The following is a 15,709-nucleotide window of genomic DNA, read 5'->3' as shown; positions in this document are numbered from 1 at the left end:
GGCAAAGCTCCGCATGGAATAGTAGGATAGGCCGGACAATATCCCACCGGATTGGGACTGGCTGCGAGGTCTTCGTAACACAGATTATTGACAAAAAAACAACCTGCTTGATCAAATGAGCAATTTACATAACCTTCACATGGACCGTCGCCGGTTTCTGACCAAAACCAGTTTGGGATTGGGGAGCCTGGCATTGGCTTCCTTACTGAATCCAAGTCGGCTGATGGGTATGCTTCCATCTGCCGAAAGCGATGGACCAAACACGGGAGGCATGCATTGGGTGCCCAAAGCGAAGCGCGTCATCTACTTGTTTCAAAGTGGAGGGCCTTCCCAAATGGAGCTGTTCGACTACAAGCCCCTGCTGAACGAACGCTTTGGGCAGGAGCTGCCAGAGTCGATCCGTGGCGGACAGCGCCTTACCGGTATGACTTCCAGCCAAAATTCCTTTCCGCTGGCCGGATCGGTATTTAACTTTGCCCAGCATGGCCAGAGTGGTGCCTGGGTAAGTGAACTTATGCCCCATACGGCGAAGATTGTGGACGAACTGTGCTTCATCAAGTCCATGCACACCGAGGCGATCAACCACGACCCGGCCATCACCTTTTTTCAGTCCGGCTCCCAGCTGGGGGGCAGGCCCTCCATGGGCTCCTGGATCAGTTATGGGCTGGGCAGTGACAACAAAAACCTGCCGGATTTTACCGTGCTGCTGTCTAAGGGCCGGGAGGGCGACCAACCCCTCTACGCCAAGCTCTGGGGAGCGGGTTTTTTGCCCTCCCTGCACCAAGGGGTTCAGTTTCGCGCCGGCAAGGATCCGGTTTTGTACCTGAACGATCCGGACAACCTCACAAAGGCCAGCCGCCGAAGGATGCTCGATGCGCTTAAGGAACTGCACGAAATCAGGTATGAGCAGGTATTGGATACGGAGATCAACTCCCGCATTGCCCAATATGAAATGGCCTATCGCATGCAGGCCTCGGTACCTGAGACCATGGACCTGTCCAATGAACCCGATTATATCTACGACATGTATGGGCCGGAGTCCAGGATACCAGGCACCTTTGCCGCCAACTGCCTATTGGCGAGAAGGCTGGCAGAAAAGGACGTTCGGTTTATTCAATTGTACCATCAGGGATGGGACCAGCATGGGAACCTGCCCAGGGACATCCGGATCATGAGCAAGAGCGTAGACCAGGCCAGTGCGGCGCTGGTGATGGACCTCAAGCAGCGGGGCTTGCTGGAGGACACCCTGGTGGTCTGGGGCGGTGAATTCGGCCGCACGAACTATTCCCAGGGCAGATTGACCAAGGACAACTATGGCCGAGACCACCATCCACGCTGCTTTACCATGTGGATGGCGGGAGGAGGTGTGAAGAAAGGCATCACCTACGGGGAAACCTGCGAGTTTGGATACAACATCGTCAAAAACCCCGTGCATGTACACGACTTCCAGGCGACCCTGCTCCATCTGCTGGGGGTAGATCACGAAAAGCTCGTATTCAAACATCAGGGAAGGCGGTTTCGCCTCACCGATGTCAGCGGCCACGTGGTCCGGGATATTATAAGCTGAGAAACTGTGTGTAGGCACCTGGGAAGTCGGCACATTACCGGATTGTTTTCGCGGCAGTCGAAATGGCAACTACCGTTTTCGGTTTTATCTAATTTATGCCAAATTTATAAACCCAGTAACCCATGATTAGACGATGCAAACCCTACGAATTCTATGCTTGTGTAGCCTCCTGATGGCCTCATTTGAGGCCTCTTATTCACAGGGCAAGAGCCTGCTTGAAATACAGGATACCCGTTTTTTGATGAATGGGAAACCATTTCCTTTTACAGGGATCAGCTTCTTCAACGCGATTTACAACGAGGAGTTTAACCAAACATCAGCAGGTCGAAGAGAATACTTGGCCAAATTCAATGCGTATGGGGTAAACGTGCTCCGGGTATGGTGCCAATGGGACAATGCCCGGGGATTCATTGACGGAGGCAGCGGGCAGACGATGTATATGCCCGACGGTTCCCTGAAAAGAAATCATTTGCTCCGATTGAAAGAAATCGTCCAGGATGCAGATGAAACGGGAACCGTGATACTCCTGGTTTTATTCTCTAGGGAAAGTTGGAATGAAAACATCCGGCTGGATGACCAATCGTCTGAGCGTGCAGTGGGCGAGTTGACCAAGGAGCTGTCTCCCTATCGCAATGTGATATTTCAGATTTGGAATGAATTTGACTATCGGGCGGTGCCCTATGCCAAGCTGATCAAACAGATTGATCCTGCGCGGATAGTTACCAATTCGCCCGGTTATAGCGGATTTTTGGGTACCTTGGAGGAAAATAGGGTAATGGATTACCTTTCTCCCCATACTTCTAGGGAGGACGATAGAAACTGGGAAATAGCCCCCATGGAAATTCGCTATCTGCTCACCAAATTCCAAAAGCCCGTAGTGGACGATGAACCGGCCCGTAGAGGTACGCCAAAATTTGGAGGCCCGAAAAATCCCACATCGCCCACTGATCATGTGCTGAGAATCTACAATGTGTGGAAAGTGGGCGGCTATCCGGTCTACCACCACGATATGTTTCAGACCGGATACGGTACTGATCCCGTTCCACCGAATGGTATTCCTTTGCCAGGCTTCAGTGCGTACCATGATGTGGTATTTGAGTTTTTGAAAAATAGGGACAGATACCTGAGCGCCATTGAGGCCTCCGGAATAAAGCTTTGATAGCAAAGGTTTCACCCCAAAGTAAGAATCCATTGACTATCCAGCCTACCAAATACCCGCTGGATGAGCCAGTTACCAATTAGGAAAATGTCCATTCAAACGTTATAGTCGCCCACTTCACCAAACCCAAGAAATAACCATGATTGTAATCCACACCTACACCACGGCCGTCATTATGGTGATTATCACCATGCTCTGCTGGGGTTCCTGGGCCAACACCCAGAAGATGACCACCCATAAATGGCCATTTCAGCTCTATTACTGGGACTACGCGTTGGGCGTATTACTGCTCTCCTTGGTCCTCGCATTTACGGCCGGAAGCATAGGTACGGAGGGCCGCAGTTTTTTGCCAGACCTTATACAAGCAGAAATCGGAGCGTTGGGATCGGCCTTTTTGGGAGGTGTGGTCTTCAACATTGCCAATATCCTGCTCGTAGCGGCCATTTCCATCGCAGGTATGGCAGTGGCATTTCCCATCGGGATAGGACTTGCCCTGGTATTGGGCGTATTGGTCAACTACATCGCCACACCCCTCGGAAACCCGGTAGTATTGTTTTCCGGGGTGGCCTTGGTGACCACCGCCATTGTTATCAATGCCCTGGCCTACCGAAAGATTCCCGCCACGACAAAGGTCACCACGTTGAAAGGCGTTGCCATCTCGCTGCTGGCTGGGTTTCTTATGGCGTTTTTCTATCGGTTTGTTGCAGCGTCTATGGCCACGGATTTTGTGAGTCCAGAGGCGGGTAAACTCACCCCCTATACTGCTTCTGTGATTTTTGCGCTGGGACTGCTGGTCTCCAATTTCCTCTGGAATACCCTCTTCATGTACAAACCACTGGCCGGCGAAAAAGTAACCTATACCGATTACGTTACCAAGGGCAACGTCCGCCTGCATCTGATCGGCATGTTGGGCGGTGTGATCTGGAGCATCGGCATGACCTTTAACATCATTGCCGCAGAACAGGCCGGGTTTGCCATTTCCTACGGGCTGGGACAAGGAGCCACGCTCGTGGCTGCCCTGTGGGGCGTGTTTATTTGGAAGGAATTCAAAGATGCCAAGGGCGTCAATGGACTGCTTACGGCCATGTTTCTCTGTTTTGTGCTGGGGCTGGCCTTGATCATCGTTTCCAGAATTTACTAGGCAGCATCCCAAAACCATTAACCCAACGAACCAACACATGAAATCGAGCATGACGCAGCCGTCACACACTCGGATGCCCCGATAGCTATCCGGGGCTGCCATGCGAGATTCCATCCCGATAAACCGGGACAAGTTCTGACCATTGAAAAATCAATTATAGACACATGAAATCGAGCAATCAAATACTGGTAGTAGGCAGCTCAAACACCGACATGGTTTTGCAGGTTCCCCGGATCCCGGCACCCGGGGAAACCATTCTCGGCAGCCATTTTTTCATCGTCGCCGGTGGCAAGGGGGCAAATCAGGCGGTGGCAGCGGCACGTACCGGGGCGGAGGTCACCTTTGTCACCTGTGTGGGGGACGATGCGTTTGGAAGACAGGCCATCGAAAACTACCGCAAAGACGGAATCGACACCGATTTCATCAAAGTACAGCCGGGAACGCATACCGGAGTGGCGCTGATCAATGTGTCAGACGATGGGGAAAACAGTATTTCCGTGGCGTCGGGGGCCAACAATCACCTGTTGGCCTCGGATATGGAGGGAATGGCAGAGGCCTTTAAGGGTGCCAAAATCGTATTGGCACAGCTGGAAACGCCCCTGGAAACCATCGAACGGGTGGCGCAGCTGGCGGAATCCAACGGGATACCCTTTATTCTAAATCCGGCACCAGCCACCGAACTGCGGGATGGACTGCTGGAAAAGGTCAGTATTTTGACCCCCAATGAAACCGAAGCGGCACTCCTTACCGGCCGAAAGGAAGCAAAAGAGGGAGACCTTGGAGCCATCGCCGATGAGCTGCTGGGCAAGGGGGTAAAAACCGTCATCATTACCTTGGGCAGCAAAGGGGTTTACCTGCGCGATAGCCAACACCGGGAAATGATCCCGGGGTATACGGTGCAGGCAGTTGACACTACTGCGGCAGGAGATGTGTTCAATGGATCGCTTGCGGCGGCGTTGGCGGCAGGCCAGGCCATACGGGAAGCCATCGACTTTGCCCAGCGGGCGGCGGCGATCTCGGTAACCCGCCGGGGCGCGCAACCTTCGGCTCCCTTCCTTCACGAGGTTGTCAATTCCCTATTTTAGCTTTTAAAATACGTCTATGCAAAAAATAGCCACCTCTTTGATTTTGCTACTGCTGTTGGCCTGTGCCCCGCCGCAAGCCGAACAAAAGGAGCCATTTCTTAATAAGCCGATCAAGATCATTCTGGATACCGATATGGGCTCCGATTGCGACGATGCGGGTGCTTTTGCCGTTCTTCACCGGTACGCGGATCTTGGAAGGGCCGAGATTATTGGATGTATTTACAGTTCCGGCAAGGTTCCCTTTGGCGCAGGCATAGTGGATGCAATCAATAGGTACTACGGTCGCCCGGATATACCCATTGGCGCCTATTATGGCACGGACGTCGGCGATCCGGTGGATAAGATGACGGCGGAAAAATTGGCCCGCGATACGGCAGCCTTCAATAACAGGATCATCTACAACACGGACGCTGAAGAACAAACCCGCTTAAACAGGCGGCTCCTTGCTGGCAGTGAGGATCACAGCATCACCTATGTGACCATCGGACATACCAAAGGCCTGTATGATTTGATGGTTTCAGCACCCGATGAGGTATCATCTTTGAGCGGCTACGAGCTGGTCAGCCAGAAGATAGACCGCTGGATTGCCATGGGTGGGGTGAATGTAGCCAATCCAAGCCAGGAGTTTTTTCAGGACTGGAACCTCTTTCGGAATGGTTCGGCGGAATATTCGGCCTATCTGATTGCGAATTTTCCGAGACCAGCCTACTTTTCCGACGGGGGTTCCCAGGTGATGACGGGAAAATCCCTTGTGCAGGCACCTTCGGGAAGTATCGTACGTACGGTCTACCGGGATTGGCTCTGGAATATGTCTAAGCATACCTTGGCGGACCAGCGGCCCAGTTGGGACCTGATCGCGGTATATTTTGCGGTGGAGGGGCTGGGCGAGTTTCTGAAAGATTCCGGCAATGGACAAATGGAGGTAGACTTGGAAAGAGGCGTGCGCTGGCTTGCGGACGATCAGGTGAAAGACCGGACATTGATACAGCAGCGAGAAGGCACCGATGAGCTGTTTGCTGACTACCTAAACGGGCTGCTGGGAGCCGACCCCAGCCATCACCAGGAGTAGTCGGAGTGGAGTTTTTGGGTACAGATTTAATTTGGAGTTGCCTATTCGCAAGTAAATAATTCCTTAATGGGGTTGAAACCTAAAACCTTCGAATCGGATTCGCTTTGATTTTTGGAAATATTCATCAAATTGTTAGAATAGACAATATTGGTTTTTGATTTTTTCCTTAACTTGAGGTGGTAATGGACACATTGAAACTGAGGTTCTTATTGAGAAAGATTGTGGAAAGGAACGACGAACGTTCTTTCTCGGTATTTTTTGACCATTATCATACCAGATTGATAAGGCTTTCTTTACTTTTTGTGCCTAGGATGGATCAGGCTGAAGACGTGGTTGCAGAGGTTTTTCTAAAGTTGCTTGGCAAAAAAGATTCCCTATTGACTATACAGAATTTTGAAGGATACCTTTTTAAGATGGTGAAAAACGAGTCGTTGAGGTACATAAAAAGCCAAAACAAAAAGGATACGGGAAATGTGTTGGTTGATGACATCAAGGACTACCTTGTCGTAGATCAAAGTGATCCAGAAAAGAGGATTGTGGTAGTCGGGATCGAAAAGTTGCGGGGAGGCGTATCATGTTGGTATAGCAGGGTGATCGAATCGGCGTCCAAGGCCAGTCCCGGCAGTTTTATGGGAATACATATAGCAATGATGCGCTGGTGAAGACGGGCTGCTGGGCCGGTTGCAAAGGAATGGAGAAGGATTTTCCCAACCCGGTGTGTGAAAAATTGGGCAAAAAGGGGGAGAATTTTAGTGCTATGCACCGGCTGATTAGGATGTTCCAGGCCTGGGTTTGGGGAAGCGACCATTCAGTGGTAGCTCTGCAACCGTATATCAATTAACATACCTACCGGTTTAACCGGCTCAAGATGGAGGAGGGGATATTCGAGAATCTGGTTGTGAGGATGCTGGCACAGCCGCCATACCCATACAAGGTGTTTATTTATTGAATACCCAATTCAAAAAATTTGTTTTATTTTTTTGAATTTTATGTTTACACTGCTAAATTTAAGTCACTTTTAATATTGTTTTATAGTCAAGGGTACTGAAAATGATCAAATTTAGGATTATTTTACAGTTTTTAATTAATTAGGTAATAAATTTACCACAAATTTCTATTATAGTTTTAACTACCATAATTCTGTAGTCATCGGATGCCGAAAAGATGTTAGTAGAGTAGGCACAACTATTAACTATTTAAACTATGAAAACCTACATTTCAATTGTCTTTGCGATTGCCCTTTTTGTTTCTTGCCAGGAAGATGTTGATTTTAATCACCCGGAGTTAAATTTGGCCAATGCTTCTGAAAGATTCGAACAAATGTATCTTGATGGATTGGAAGTTGCCGTTCAATCTTTGGATCAAAGCCTACGAGGGGGAGGAGGTAAAGGACTAATCTTAGACTATGAATTCTTACAGTATCAAACATTTCAGCATTTGGAGAAAAATTACTTTTCCCTCAGCGATTTTAACGTTGAAGCGTTTTTATCAGACAAACAGGAAGCCAGAAACTATACCAATTTTGATCACAATTCTGCTGATTTTCTGGAAATTTTGGAAATGGCATACAGTAGTGAACAACTCACAATTCTGAGGGAATTTCTTGATGAGTTATTTATTACTGAGGACTACGGTAAGGTAAAATCACTTGCCAGAAATTTTCAAAGCAAGTTGAAAAACCATAATTTGTCCGAAGAAGAAAAACTCGAACTTCTTTCTGTTGGTGCCGGATTTTATGCTTTTGCTGATTTTCTGGAAAGGGGCGGCATGGAGAGGATTGGAGAAAAATTAGCTGGGCTAGCAAATGAATCAGATTATAACCCTAACTTACGGTGTAGAGTGGATATGAGGGCAGTATGGGCAGGTGCTGTTTTTACCGGAGGAATTGGTGCCGTTAGAGGTGGCATGGCTGGTTGCGTAGGCGGTACTGTTTTGTTTCCGGGGCTTGGTACAGCTACAGGATGCGTTGGAGGGGCTGTTTTTGGCGGCGCAACAGGGTTTATTGAAGGTGCAATTGGTGGCGTTGCAGGATCCCTATTATTAACTTGTTGGAGGTAATATGAAATCGACAGATATGAAGTCTCATTTAATTTCATTTATTGTAGGGGCAATTGGAGCGTATGTATTAATGATTACAAATCCAATAGGGTCTACGGATCCAACTGACTTTGGCTTTTACTGGGCAGTTGTCCTTGCGATGTTTGCTTCATTCTCTACAGCTTGGGGAGTTAAGAAGTTTCAAAAAAAGCCTGAGGAATAGACGTTTTCAAAGGCAATATTAAAAGTGATAACCACCTTTCCAGAAAGCCTTTCTGGAAAGGTGGTTTTTGGTTGCTAACACTAGTTGAAAAGGGTGTAAATCGATGTAGCCTGCCACTTTTCCCTTTTACCTATAGTATTTGTCAACCACGAAAATCGGAATTCGAGATCAGGGAACCGACCATGTTAACAATAATTGCAGCTTGAAAGGCAGCCACAATGTGGTTTCAAAAGTGCTTTCCGATCCGGATGAAGCACTTTTATGACAAATTCGCTATCGATTCCGAAGCTTATATGCTGCTCTCTCGGGTCTACCGGCTATCTTTATTCCTATCCAGATAAAGGTCGAGGCGCTGGAATATGTCTAAGCATACCTTGGCGGACCAGCGGCCCAGTTGGGACCTGATCGCGGTATATTTTGCGGTGGAGGGGCTGGGCGAGTTTCTGAAAGATTCCGGCACTGGGCAGATGGAGGTAGACTTGGAAAGAGGCGTGCGCTGGCTTGCGGACGATCAGGTGAAAGACCGGACATTGATACAGCAGAGAGAAGGCACCGATGAGCCGTTTGCGGACTACCTAAACGGGCTGCTGGGAGCCGACCCCAGCCATCACCAGGAGTAGCAGGTGGGCTGTTTCAGAGGGTTTGCCGAGTTAGATGATCAAATGAATAAAATGCAAGACAAATAGATGAAATCGATTTACTCAATACCCCTGATTTTTTTATTTATCACCCAATGGAGCTTCGGCCAAGGGGACACCAAACCCAACGTGTTGTTTATCATTTCCGATGACCTCACGAATACGGCGGTGTCCGCCTATGAGAATGCTGCGGGGCACACACCGAATATTGACCAACTGGCGGCGGAGGGCACCCTCTTTACCCGCGCCTATTGCCAGTTTCCCGTTTGCGGTCCCTCCAGGGCATCCATGCTTTCGGGGTACTACCCCCATGGGACAGGTACCTTTGGCTATGTGTCGGGAAGGGAGCAAATTGGCCCGGACCGCCAGATGTGGCCACAGTTGTTTAAGGACAATGGGTACTATACCGCCCGGGTAAGCAAGATATACCACATGGGCGTACCGGGAGACATAGAGAAGGGTACGGATGGTACCGACGACCCTGCCTCCTGGACCGAACGCTTTAACAGTCAGGGGCCGGAATGGCTGGCCGAGGGCGAAAGCGAATTGGTGCAGAACAATCCCTTTAGCCTCAAGCCCAAGCAGGGCGGAAACGTGATGACCATCGTAAAGGCCGAAGGCGATGACCTGGTGCATTCGGATGGTAAGACGGCAGAGAAGGCCTCGGAGCTGATCCGAAAGCACAAGGATCAGCCCTTTTTTCTGGCCGTTGGTTTTGTCCGACCCCATGTGCCATTTGTGGCACCCAAAAGCTATTTTGATCCCTTTCCCTATCAGGAGGTGGTACTGCCGCCCAAGGTAATAAACGACTGGGACGATATTCCCGAGCGGGGAATCAATTACGTCACCACCAAGCACGCCAAGATGTCGGAGGAGCAGGAAAAAAAGGCAGTGGCAGCCTATTATGCGTCGGTTGCCTACATGGATGCGCAGGTTGGGAAAGTGCTGAAAACGCTAAAGGATGAAGGCCTTGAGGACAACACCATTGTGATATTCACGTCCGATCACGGCTTCCATCTGGGGGAGCACGGATTTTGGATGAAAGTAAGCCTGAGGGAGGAGTCCGTAAGGGTGCCGTTGATCATCAAAGTTCCCGGGCAGCAGCCCCAGGTTTGCCATTCCCTGGTGGAACTGTTGGATTTATATCCCACGGTGGCCGAACTCGCCGGACTGCCCACGCAAGGACACCTGCAAGGAAAAAGCTTGGTCAAAACCCTTGAAAACCCCGATCAGGAGGTTCGGGAGATGGCCTTTTCGGTGTCGGTGAGAGGTCAGGGCCATTCCTTTTTGCTCCGCTCGCAAAAGTGGGCCTACATCCAGTACGACGAGGATGCCGGTGGAGGGATGGAGCTCTTCGACATGCAGCACGACGTCAAACAATACAATAACCTGGCGTACCTTCCCCGGTATCAGCCGGTTGTGGCGGAGTTCCAGGAGGCCTTACGGACAAAGCTCCAAGAAGTCAGAGACAACGACCTCAAGTAAGCCAAATGGTTTCTTTCGAAAAAGTAGTCTATATTTGACAAGTAACGTTTGGTGGCGTTTCGTTCAGATAGCCCCTTACACATATTCCTTATCAAATAAAAGCAGCCTGTTTATTCAGTTTTCTAGCGGTGTTTGTGGTTGCATTAGGTTTTTGCCAGAACAATGCCAGGCCCAATATCATTCTGATCATGGCGGATGATATGGGCTTTGAATGCCTTGGTAGCTATGGAAGTGCCGTGTACCAGACTCCCAACTTGGACAGGATGGCTGAGAACGGGGTACGCTTCGAACATTGTTACTCCCAGCCGCTTTGCACGCCCTCACGGGTAAAGATCATGACGGGAAAGCACAATTTTCGCAATTACGAGGCATTTGGCTACCTGAATCCTGCTGAAAGAACCTTTGGCAACCTGCTTCAAGACGCCGGATACGCCACCTGCATAGGTGGCAAATGGCAACTAAACGGCATTTCCGGCGGGAAGCTTCCCGGCTGGGAGGACACCAGCCGTCCCCACCATTTTGGGTTCGACGAATACTGCCTGTGGCAGCTGCACAACACCCGTGCCGAGGGAGAGCGCTATGCCAATCCGCTGCTGGTCCAAAACGGAAAGGCCCTTCCGAGAGACGCAAATGGGTACGGTTCGCAGATCATTTCGGAATTTATCCTGGATTTTATCGATCGAAAGAAGGATCGTCCCTTTTTTGTGTATTACCCCATGAACTTGGTGCATGACCCCTTTGTGCCCACACCCGACAGTGAGGACTGGAAAGATCCGGACAAGCGGGATCTTCAGGATACCAGTTATTTTAGAGACATGGTGGCCTATACGGATAAGATCATAGGGAAAATCATGGATAAACTGGAAGAAACCGGCGTGGCAGACAATACCTTGGTGATCTTCACCGGTGACAACGGCACCCATGTGAACATTTATTCCAAAATGCAGGATGGCCGCGTGATAAAGGGGGACAAGGGCAATATGACGGATGGCGGAACCCGGGTGCCGCTGATCGCCTATTGGAAAGGCCGCTCATTGATTGGGGTGGTGAACCGTGATTTGGTGGATTTCAGCGACTTTTTGCCCACCTTGGCAGAGGCAGCGGGAATAGCCTTACCCGACTCCCAGCAGGTGGATGGACGGAGTTTCCTGCCTCAGGTATTGGGTAAACCAGCAAATCCCAAGTCCCATATTTACATGTATTACAATCCCAAGTGGGGCCGATTTTCCAACGGGGTCTTTGTAAGAAATCAGCGGTACAAGCTATACGACGACGGTCGCTTTTTTGATATAGAAGCCGACGTACTCGAACAGCATCCCCTATACCTCGCCGACCTCACCGGAGAGCTCCTCGAAGTGGCCGCTGGTTTTCAGTGCATTATGGAGGAAATTCGTTGAGTCTTGAAAATGATATATGCTGCGCGATATTCAAACGATACATGCTGCGCGATATAGGTGGATACCTGCCTGGCCGGCAGGCGGGTATGCCTTCGGCGATATATTGGGTTACGTTCGGGAGGGTAGGATCGCTTCGGATTTATGGTTTTGGAAAGGATGTTGGGTGGTAAATTTTGCGAGGTCTAAATTCTTAAGTCTTACGCCTTACGTCTTAAATCCTACGTCTCCAGAACCGAAAATTACCCCGAACAGGGTATTTTTTGCATGAAAATTAAACCCTATCTTTATCGGTAGCTGTAGGCAGCGGATTTCGCTGAAGGTTGTTGGGATCCATGGGGGAGATAGGAATTACCTTGTAAGCGGCGACGAGATAGAAGGTAACCAAACCAGACCAATCCGGCAATAAAAAGCGAGAAGGGTCTGGCCAAACCAGACCTATAATAAGTTGTATGCCATTAAAGGAACCAATGCAGAACCCATGAAGTATACTCTTCTAATAATTCTTATTCTGACCTTTGTAAAAAGCTTTGGACAAGAAAGTGATAGTAAAGAAATTTCTGATTTTCAGAGAGAAAAAATTCAGTTAGCAGAGAATTTTTTGATTGAAACATTTAGTGAAAGTTTTTTGAAGGATACCCTTGAGTTTAAAGGTTTATATAAGTCTGTATTGGATATGGGAGCATTTGAAATCAAAACAGAATTTTCCAAAGACACATCTAGAAATATGATTTTGATTTTTTTAAATGGCGAAATTGTCGAAACTGAATACAATACTAAAATAACAAGGCAGAATATTCTTGACTATTTCAAAGGAGCTTCGCATGAAAATATTTTTTTAAACTATAATCATGCTTTAAGCTTAGCAAAAAAAGTAAACTTTGAAAAAGGAGTTAAAGATTGGGTAATTTCAATTAATGGTATTGCAGATTCTGTATGGTGGACAGTTACATCTTATGAAAAAATAGAATATGAACCTGTATATTCTGCAAATGGGAAGGATTTTAAGGTTAATATAAAAGATGGTAAAATCAAAATATCTGATTGGGTTAAAATTGAATAACGGCATACAACAGCACCTAAGAAAACATGGGGCGGTCATTGGTAAGCGAAAGTTTTGTTCACCAATCAAACATCACTTAAGGCCGACAGATAATAGCCCTGAAATGCCCCACGTTTCTTAGCTGCCGACCGTTAGCGTCAAATTTTGACAACGGCTCCTCAAACAAAAAATAGACATTATGATTGAAAAAAATAAATCGACAAAACTAGCTGACAAGTTATTTCCAGAAGTTGAAGAAATAAATCTTGACATACTAAATATTCCCCCTGACAAAAGGAGATTAAATACTGAAACGTATGATTTTACAGTTTCTTCACTAATTGATTATCTCAAGAATGGACACATTATTATTCCTGAGTTTCAAAGGGGCTATGTTTGGAATAGAGCGCAAGCTTCTAGACTTATTGAGTCATTAATAATCAATTGTCCAATTCCTGTAATCTTTCTTAGCCAAAACCCAGATGAGACCTTGGCAGTAATTGATGGAAACCAAAGATTGAATAGCATTAAGTTATACTTGGCAGACGATTTTGAATTACGTGGCTTAACCGCTTATCCCGAGCTTGAAGGTTTTAAATTTTCCGAACTTGACCCAAGATTTCAAAGGCATATTCAAAATAGAACAGTTAGATGTATCGTCATTTTAAAAGACACCCACCCTCAAATAAAATTTGATGTCTTTGAAAGACTTAATACGGGTTCTGTAAAACTAAACTCACACGAGTTAAGACACGGTATTCATTCAGGCCCATTTATGGAGTTACTTGAAAAGCTTGGAAATGATAAAACATTTAGAGAACTAACATTAAATAAGGCAGACAAAAGAATGAAGTCTGATGAACTTGTTTTGCGTTTTCTTTCTCTCGCAGAAAACTGGAGAAATTACACTAAACCTTTAGTCGCGTTCTTGAATGGTTACAGTGAAGCAAATAGGAATGCCAATGCCGGAAAACTTATTGAATGTGAGAATGATTTTAGAAATACTCTTAACACGGTAAATTCAGCGCTTCACAAATACGCCTTTAAAACATATGACGAGTCATTGAAGAATGCAAAATTTAATGCAGCTCTTTATGATGCTCAAATGATTTCATTTTATGAATTAAATCCAAGTCAAGAAAAAATAGAAGCCTTGGCAAATAAAAACTTCATTTCTAAAAATCAAAAATTTATTGAAAGTGAAGATTTTAATAAATTCATATCCTCAGGAACAACAGATAAGAATTCTGTCGTAGGTAGAATTAATGAATACAAAGAATTTCTTAAAAATCTTCTTTAAGCTATGCCATACTCTAAGAGCAGAGCAAGGAGAGATTTTGAGACAACATATTCTGAACTTCTTTCCCTTGCAAGACAAATTTCTTACAGGAACGTCATATTGTCATATGACCATAAGAATATGATTTTTCAGTCTTCCATTGTTTTACTATGCTCTTCACTAGAAGAATATTTAAGAGTTTTCGTTGAAGATATGTTTTTTAGGTATCGTTCAAATGGAGCAACACTTTCTGAAATTCCTCTCAATCCAAGAACTTTCTCCCTTTTCCATAGACAAAGGACAATTTATGAAGGATTTATACATAACAGAGATGAGACAAAAGTGCTAGAGAGACTTAATGTAACGAATTCCCATATTTATTCCGTAGTTGACGACAATGTTATCTTAACAAATCATATTGACCCAAAGACAATAGTGAATGACAAGAAGTATCCTTCACCGAAAAACATAAAAATCCTATTCAATAGACTAGGAATTAAAAATATTTTTGCTGAGACAAATAGAATTGGAGGGAAGGACTATGAACTTTTATTACGTTCCTTTCTTGATGTAAGAGAAACAATTGCTCATCAAGAATCAACAGACTTGACATTTGTTGATGTAAAACGAAACTTTGAAAACATTAAGGACTTCTTGGATAAACTTGACAGAACTACCTATAAACACATTTGTGAAGTATCGGGACAAAAATACTGGATATAAATCAGCCGCTAACATACAAGGGCTAAACCGAAGTGGAGCGCAGCGGAATTTCGGGCTTAGCCTGCACTTCGACAAGCTCAGTGGTCTAATTGACAGAAGCGTAGCGGGTTTTTTGTGGGAAGGTATCTATGGGGATTGAAAAGTTTGGGTGGTTTCCGTCGTATGAAAAATGGTGCTGCCGGGCGTTGGTTCTGCGGCATTTTGACTGGTTGTTTCTTTTCTTTATGCTTTCTGAGTGGTTTTGTTGTGTGACTTTACCTTGTTTTTTGGTGTTTTGGGTGTTTTCTGCCGTGCAGGCACGCGCTGTTCCGTACCGGCCGAATCCGGATGCTAATGGGGTTCATAGGCGTTGCGTTTTTGGTTGATGGCCGGTGGCGGCGAGTTGGGGTCAAAGTACAGGATGGTCTCCATGGAACCAGCTCAACTAACGTCTGCTCAAATGGCTCAAATAATAGAAGTGACTGAACAAAATGGCGGCGGTTAAGTGGCTGAAACGCCAAGGCAAGTGCTCTCCAGGCCTGTTTTCGCATTGGAATTTTGCCCAACATTCGGTATCTTACCCAAGAAGAGCCGGATGATGGAGGATTTTTTACCCACCAGCCTGTCCTACCGCGTCAGGAGTTCTGTGCGGAGGTAGGGGTGAATTGGGAATCACGAACGCCGCTTTTAAATAATAAATACAGTGAGTAAATTTCCCTGCGTGACCCGATTGCTGGCCAGCATAGAAAACTAAAACATGTAAATTTATGAAAGTAAACGACAGTATTAAGGTTTCAGACAATCACTCAATTGTAAGCAGCCGCCCATCCCCATCTGTTTTTTCGGGTAAATGGTTTGGATCTTTGCGGGCATGATAGATCCACAAAC

The 15,709-nt window shown here is 46.8% G+C and carries 14 protein-coding genes; all 14 read left to right on the top strand.

The window, feature by feature from the left end; genetic code table 11:
• Window positions 1-115: 115 nt before the first annotated feature.
• The 14 genes from ADIS_RS01080 (at window position 116) to ADIS_RS22110 (ending at window position 14,842) form a co-directional block, all read left to right on the top strand.
• Entirely contained in the window at window positions 116-1,567 is a 1,452-nt protein-coding gene (locus ADIS_RS01080; RefSeq protein ID WP_010852397.1) for a DUF1501 domain-containing protein, read from the top strand.
• A gap of 133 nt (window positions 1,568-1,700) precedes the next feature.
• Window positions 1,701-2,726, top strand: coding sequence for a cellulase family glycosylhydrolase (locus ADIS_RS01075; protein WP_010852396.1), 1,026 nt, complete (start codon window positions 1,701-1,703; stop codon window positions 2,724-2,726).
• 139 nt (window positions 2,727-2,865) lie between these two features.
• Entirely contained in the window at window positions 2,866-3,867 is a 1,002-nt protein-coding gene (locus ADIS_RS01070; protein ID WP_010852395.1) for a GRP family sugar transporter, read from the top strand.
• A gap of 164 nt (window positions 3,868-4,031) precedes the next feature.
• A complete protein-coding gene (rbsK, locus tag ADIS_RS01065) occupies window positions 4,032-4,952 on the top strand; it encodes a ribokinase (protein ID WP_010852394.1) in 921 nt (306 codons plus the stop codon).
• A gap of 16 nt (window positions 4,953-4,968) precedes the next feature.
• Window positions 4,969-6,021: a nucleoside hydrolase gene (locus ADIS_RS01060; RefSeq protein ID WP_010852393.1), complete on the top strand. Its 1,053-nt coding sequence runs from the start codon at window positions 4,969-4,971 to the stop codon at window positions 6,019-6,021.
• A gap of 182 nt (window positions 6,022-6,203) precedes the next feature.
• On the top strand, window positions 6,204-6,683 hold the full coding sequence (locus tag ADIS_RS01055) for an RNA polymerase sigma factor (RefSeq protein ID WP_081634838.1): 480 nt from the start codon (window positions 6,204-6,206) through the stop codon (window positions 6,681-6,683).
• Window positions 6,684-7,224: 541 nt separating this feature from the next.
• Window positions 7,225-8,079 carry a hypothetical protein gene (locus ADIS_RS01050; protein WP_010852390.1) on the top strand — a complete coding sequence of 285 codons (855 nt, stop codon included), beginning with the start codon at window positions 7,225-7,227 and terminating at the stop codon, window positions 8,077-8,079.
• A 1-nt stretch (window position 8,080) separates the two neighbouring features.
• Window positions 8,081-8,281 (top strand): hypothetical protein, encoded by a 201-nt coding sequence (locus tag ADIS_RS01045; protein ID WP_155907001.1) that lies wholly within the window; start codon window positions 8,081-8,083, stop codon window positions 8,279-8,281.
• Window positions 8,282-8,640: 359 nt separating this feature from the next.
• Window positions 8,641-8,901 carry a hypothetical protein gene (locus tag ADIS_RS01040; RefSeq protein ID WP_010852387.1) on the top strand — a complete coding sequence of 87 codons (261 nt, stop codon included), beginning with the start codon at window positions 8,641-8,643 and terminating at the stop codon, window positions 8,899-8,901.
• A gap of 66 nt (window positions 8,902-8,967) precedes the next feature.
• Window positions 8,968-10,404 carry a sulfatase gene (locus ADIS_RS01035; RefSeq protein WP_010852386.1) on the top strand — a complete coding sequence of 479 codons (1,437 nt, stop codon included), beginning with the start codon at window positions 8,968-8,970 and terminating at the stop codon, window positions 10,402-10,404.
• Between the two features lie 128 nt (window positions 10,405-10,532).
• Window positions 10,533-11,801, top strand: a complete 1,269-nt coding sequence (locus ADIS_RS01030) for a sulfatase-like hydrolase/transferase (protein WP_010852385.1) — start codon at window positions 10,533-10,535, stop codon at window positions 11,799-11,801.
• A gap of 478 nt (window positions 11,802-12,279) precedes the next feature.
• Complete coding sequence (locus tag ADIS_RS01025) at window positions 12,280-12,861, top strand: hypothetical protein (protein WP_010852382.1); 582 nt, start codon at window positions 12,280-12,282, stop codon at window positions 12,859-12,861.
• A gap of 178 nt (window positions 12,862-13,039) precedes the next feature.
• Window positions 13,040-14,140, top strand: coding sequence for a DUF262 domain-containing protein (locus tag ADIS_RS01020; protein WP_010852381.1), 1,101 nt, complete (start codon window positions 13,040-13,042; stop codon window positions 14,138-14,140).
• A gap of 3 nt (window positions 14,141-14,143) precedes the next feature.
• Entirely contained in the window at window positions 14,144-14,842 is a 699-nt protein-coding gene (locus ADIS_RS22110) for a HEPN domain-containing protein (protein ID WP_010852380.1), read from the top strand.
• The last annotated feature ends 867 nt before the right edge of the window (window positions 14,843-15,709 follow it).

The sequence above is a fragment of the Lunatimonas lonarensis genome, from assembly GCF_000390185.1.
In the GTDB taxonomy this organism is placed as follows: domain Bacteria; phylum Bacteroidota; class Bacteroidia; order Cytophagales; family Cyclobacteriaceae; genus Lunatimonas; species Lunatimonas lonarensis.
This window is presented reverse-complemented; position numbering and strand designations above follow the sequence as displayed.

Coding starts and splice junctions, on each gene's coding strand:
- ADIS_RS01060 (WP_010852393.1), top strand. CDS start 4,969: ATGCAAAAAATAGCCACCTCTTTGATTTTGCTACTGCTGTTGGCCTGT.
- ADIS_RS01080 (WP_010852397.1), top strand. CDS start 116: ATGAGCAATTTACATAACCTTCACATGGACCGTCGCCGGTTTCTGACC.
- rbsK (WP_010852394.1), top strand. CDS start 4,032: ATGAAATCGAGCAATCAAATACTGGTAGTAGGCAGCTCAAACACCGAC.
- ADIS_RS01025 (WP_010852382.1), top strand. CDS start 12,280: ATGAAGTATACTCTTCTAATAATTCTTATTCTGACCTTTGTAAAAAGC.
- ADIS_RS22110 (WP_010852380.1), top strand. CDS start 14,144: ATGCCATACTCTAAGAGCAGAGCAAGGAGAGATTTTGAGACAACATAT.
- ADIS_RS01040 (WP_010852387.1), top strand. CDS start 8,641: ATGTCTAAGCATACCTTGGCGGACCAGCGGCCCAGTTGGGACCTGATC.
- ADIS_RS01045 (WP_155907001.1), top strand. CDS start 8,081: ATGAAATCGACAGATATGAAGTCTCATTTAATTTCATTTATTGTAGGG.
- ADIS_RS01020 (WP_010852381.1), top strand. CDS start 13,040: ATGATTGAAAAAAATAAATCGACAAAACTAGCTGACAAGTTATTTCCA.
- ADIS_RS01050 (WP_010852390.1), top strand. CDS start 7,225: ATGAAAACCTACATTTCAATTGTCTTTGCGATTGCCCTTTTTGTTTCT.
- ADIS_RS01055 (WP_081634838.1), top strand. CDS start 6,204: ATGGACACATTGAAACTGAGGTTCTTATTGAGAAAGATTGTGGAAAGG.
- ADIS_RS01075 (WP_010852396.1), top strand. CDS start 1,701: ATGCAAACCCTACGAATTCTATGCTTGTGTAGCCTCCTGATGGCCTCA.
- ADIS_RS01070 (WP_010852395.1), top strand. CDS start 2,866: ATGATTGTAATCCACACCTACACCACGGCCGTCATTATGGTGATTATC.
- ADIS_RS01035 (WP_010852386.1), top strand. CDS start 8,968: ATGAAATCGATTTACTCAATACCCCTGATTTTTTTATTTATCACCCAA.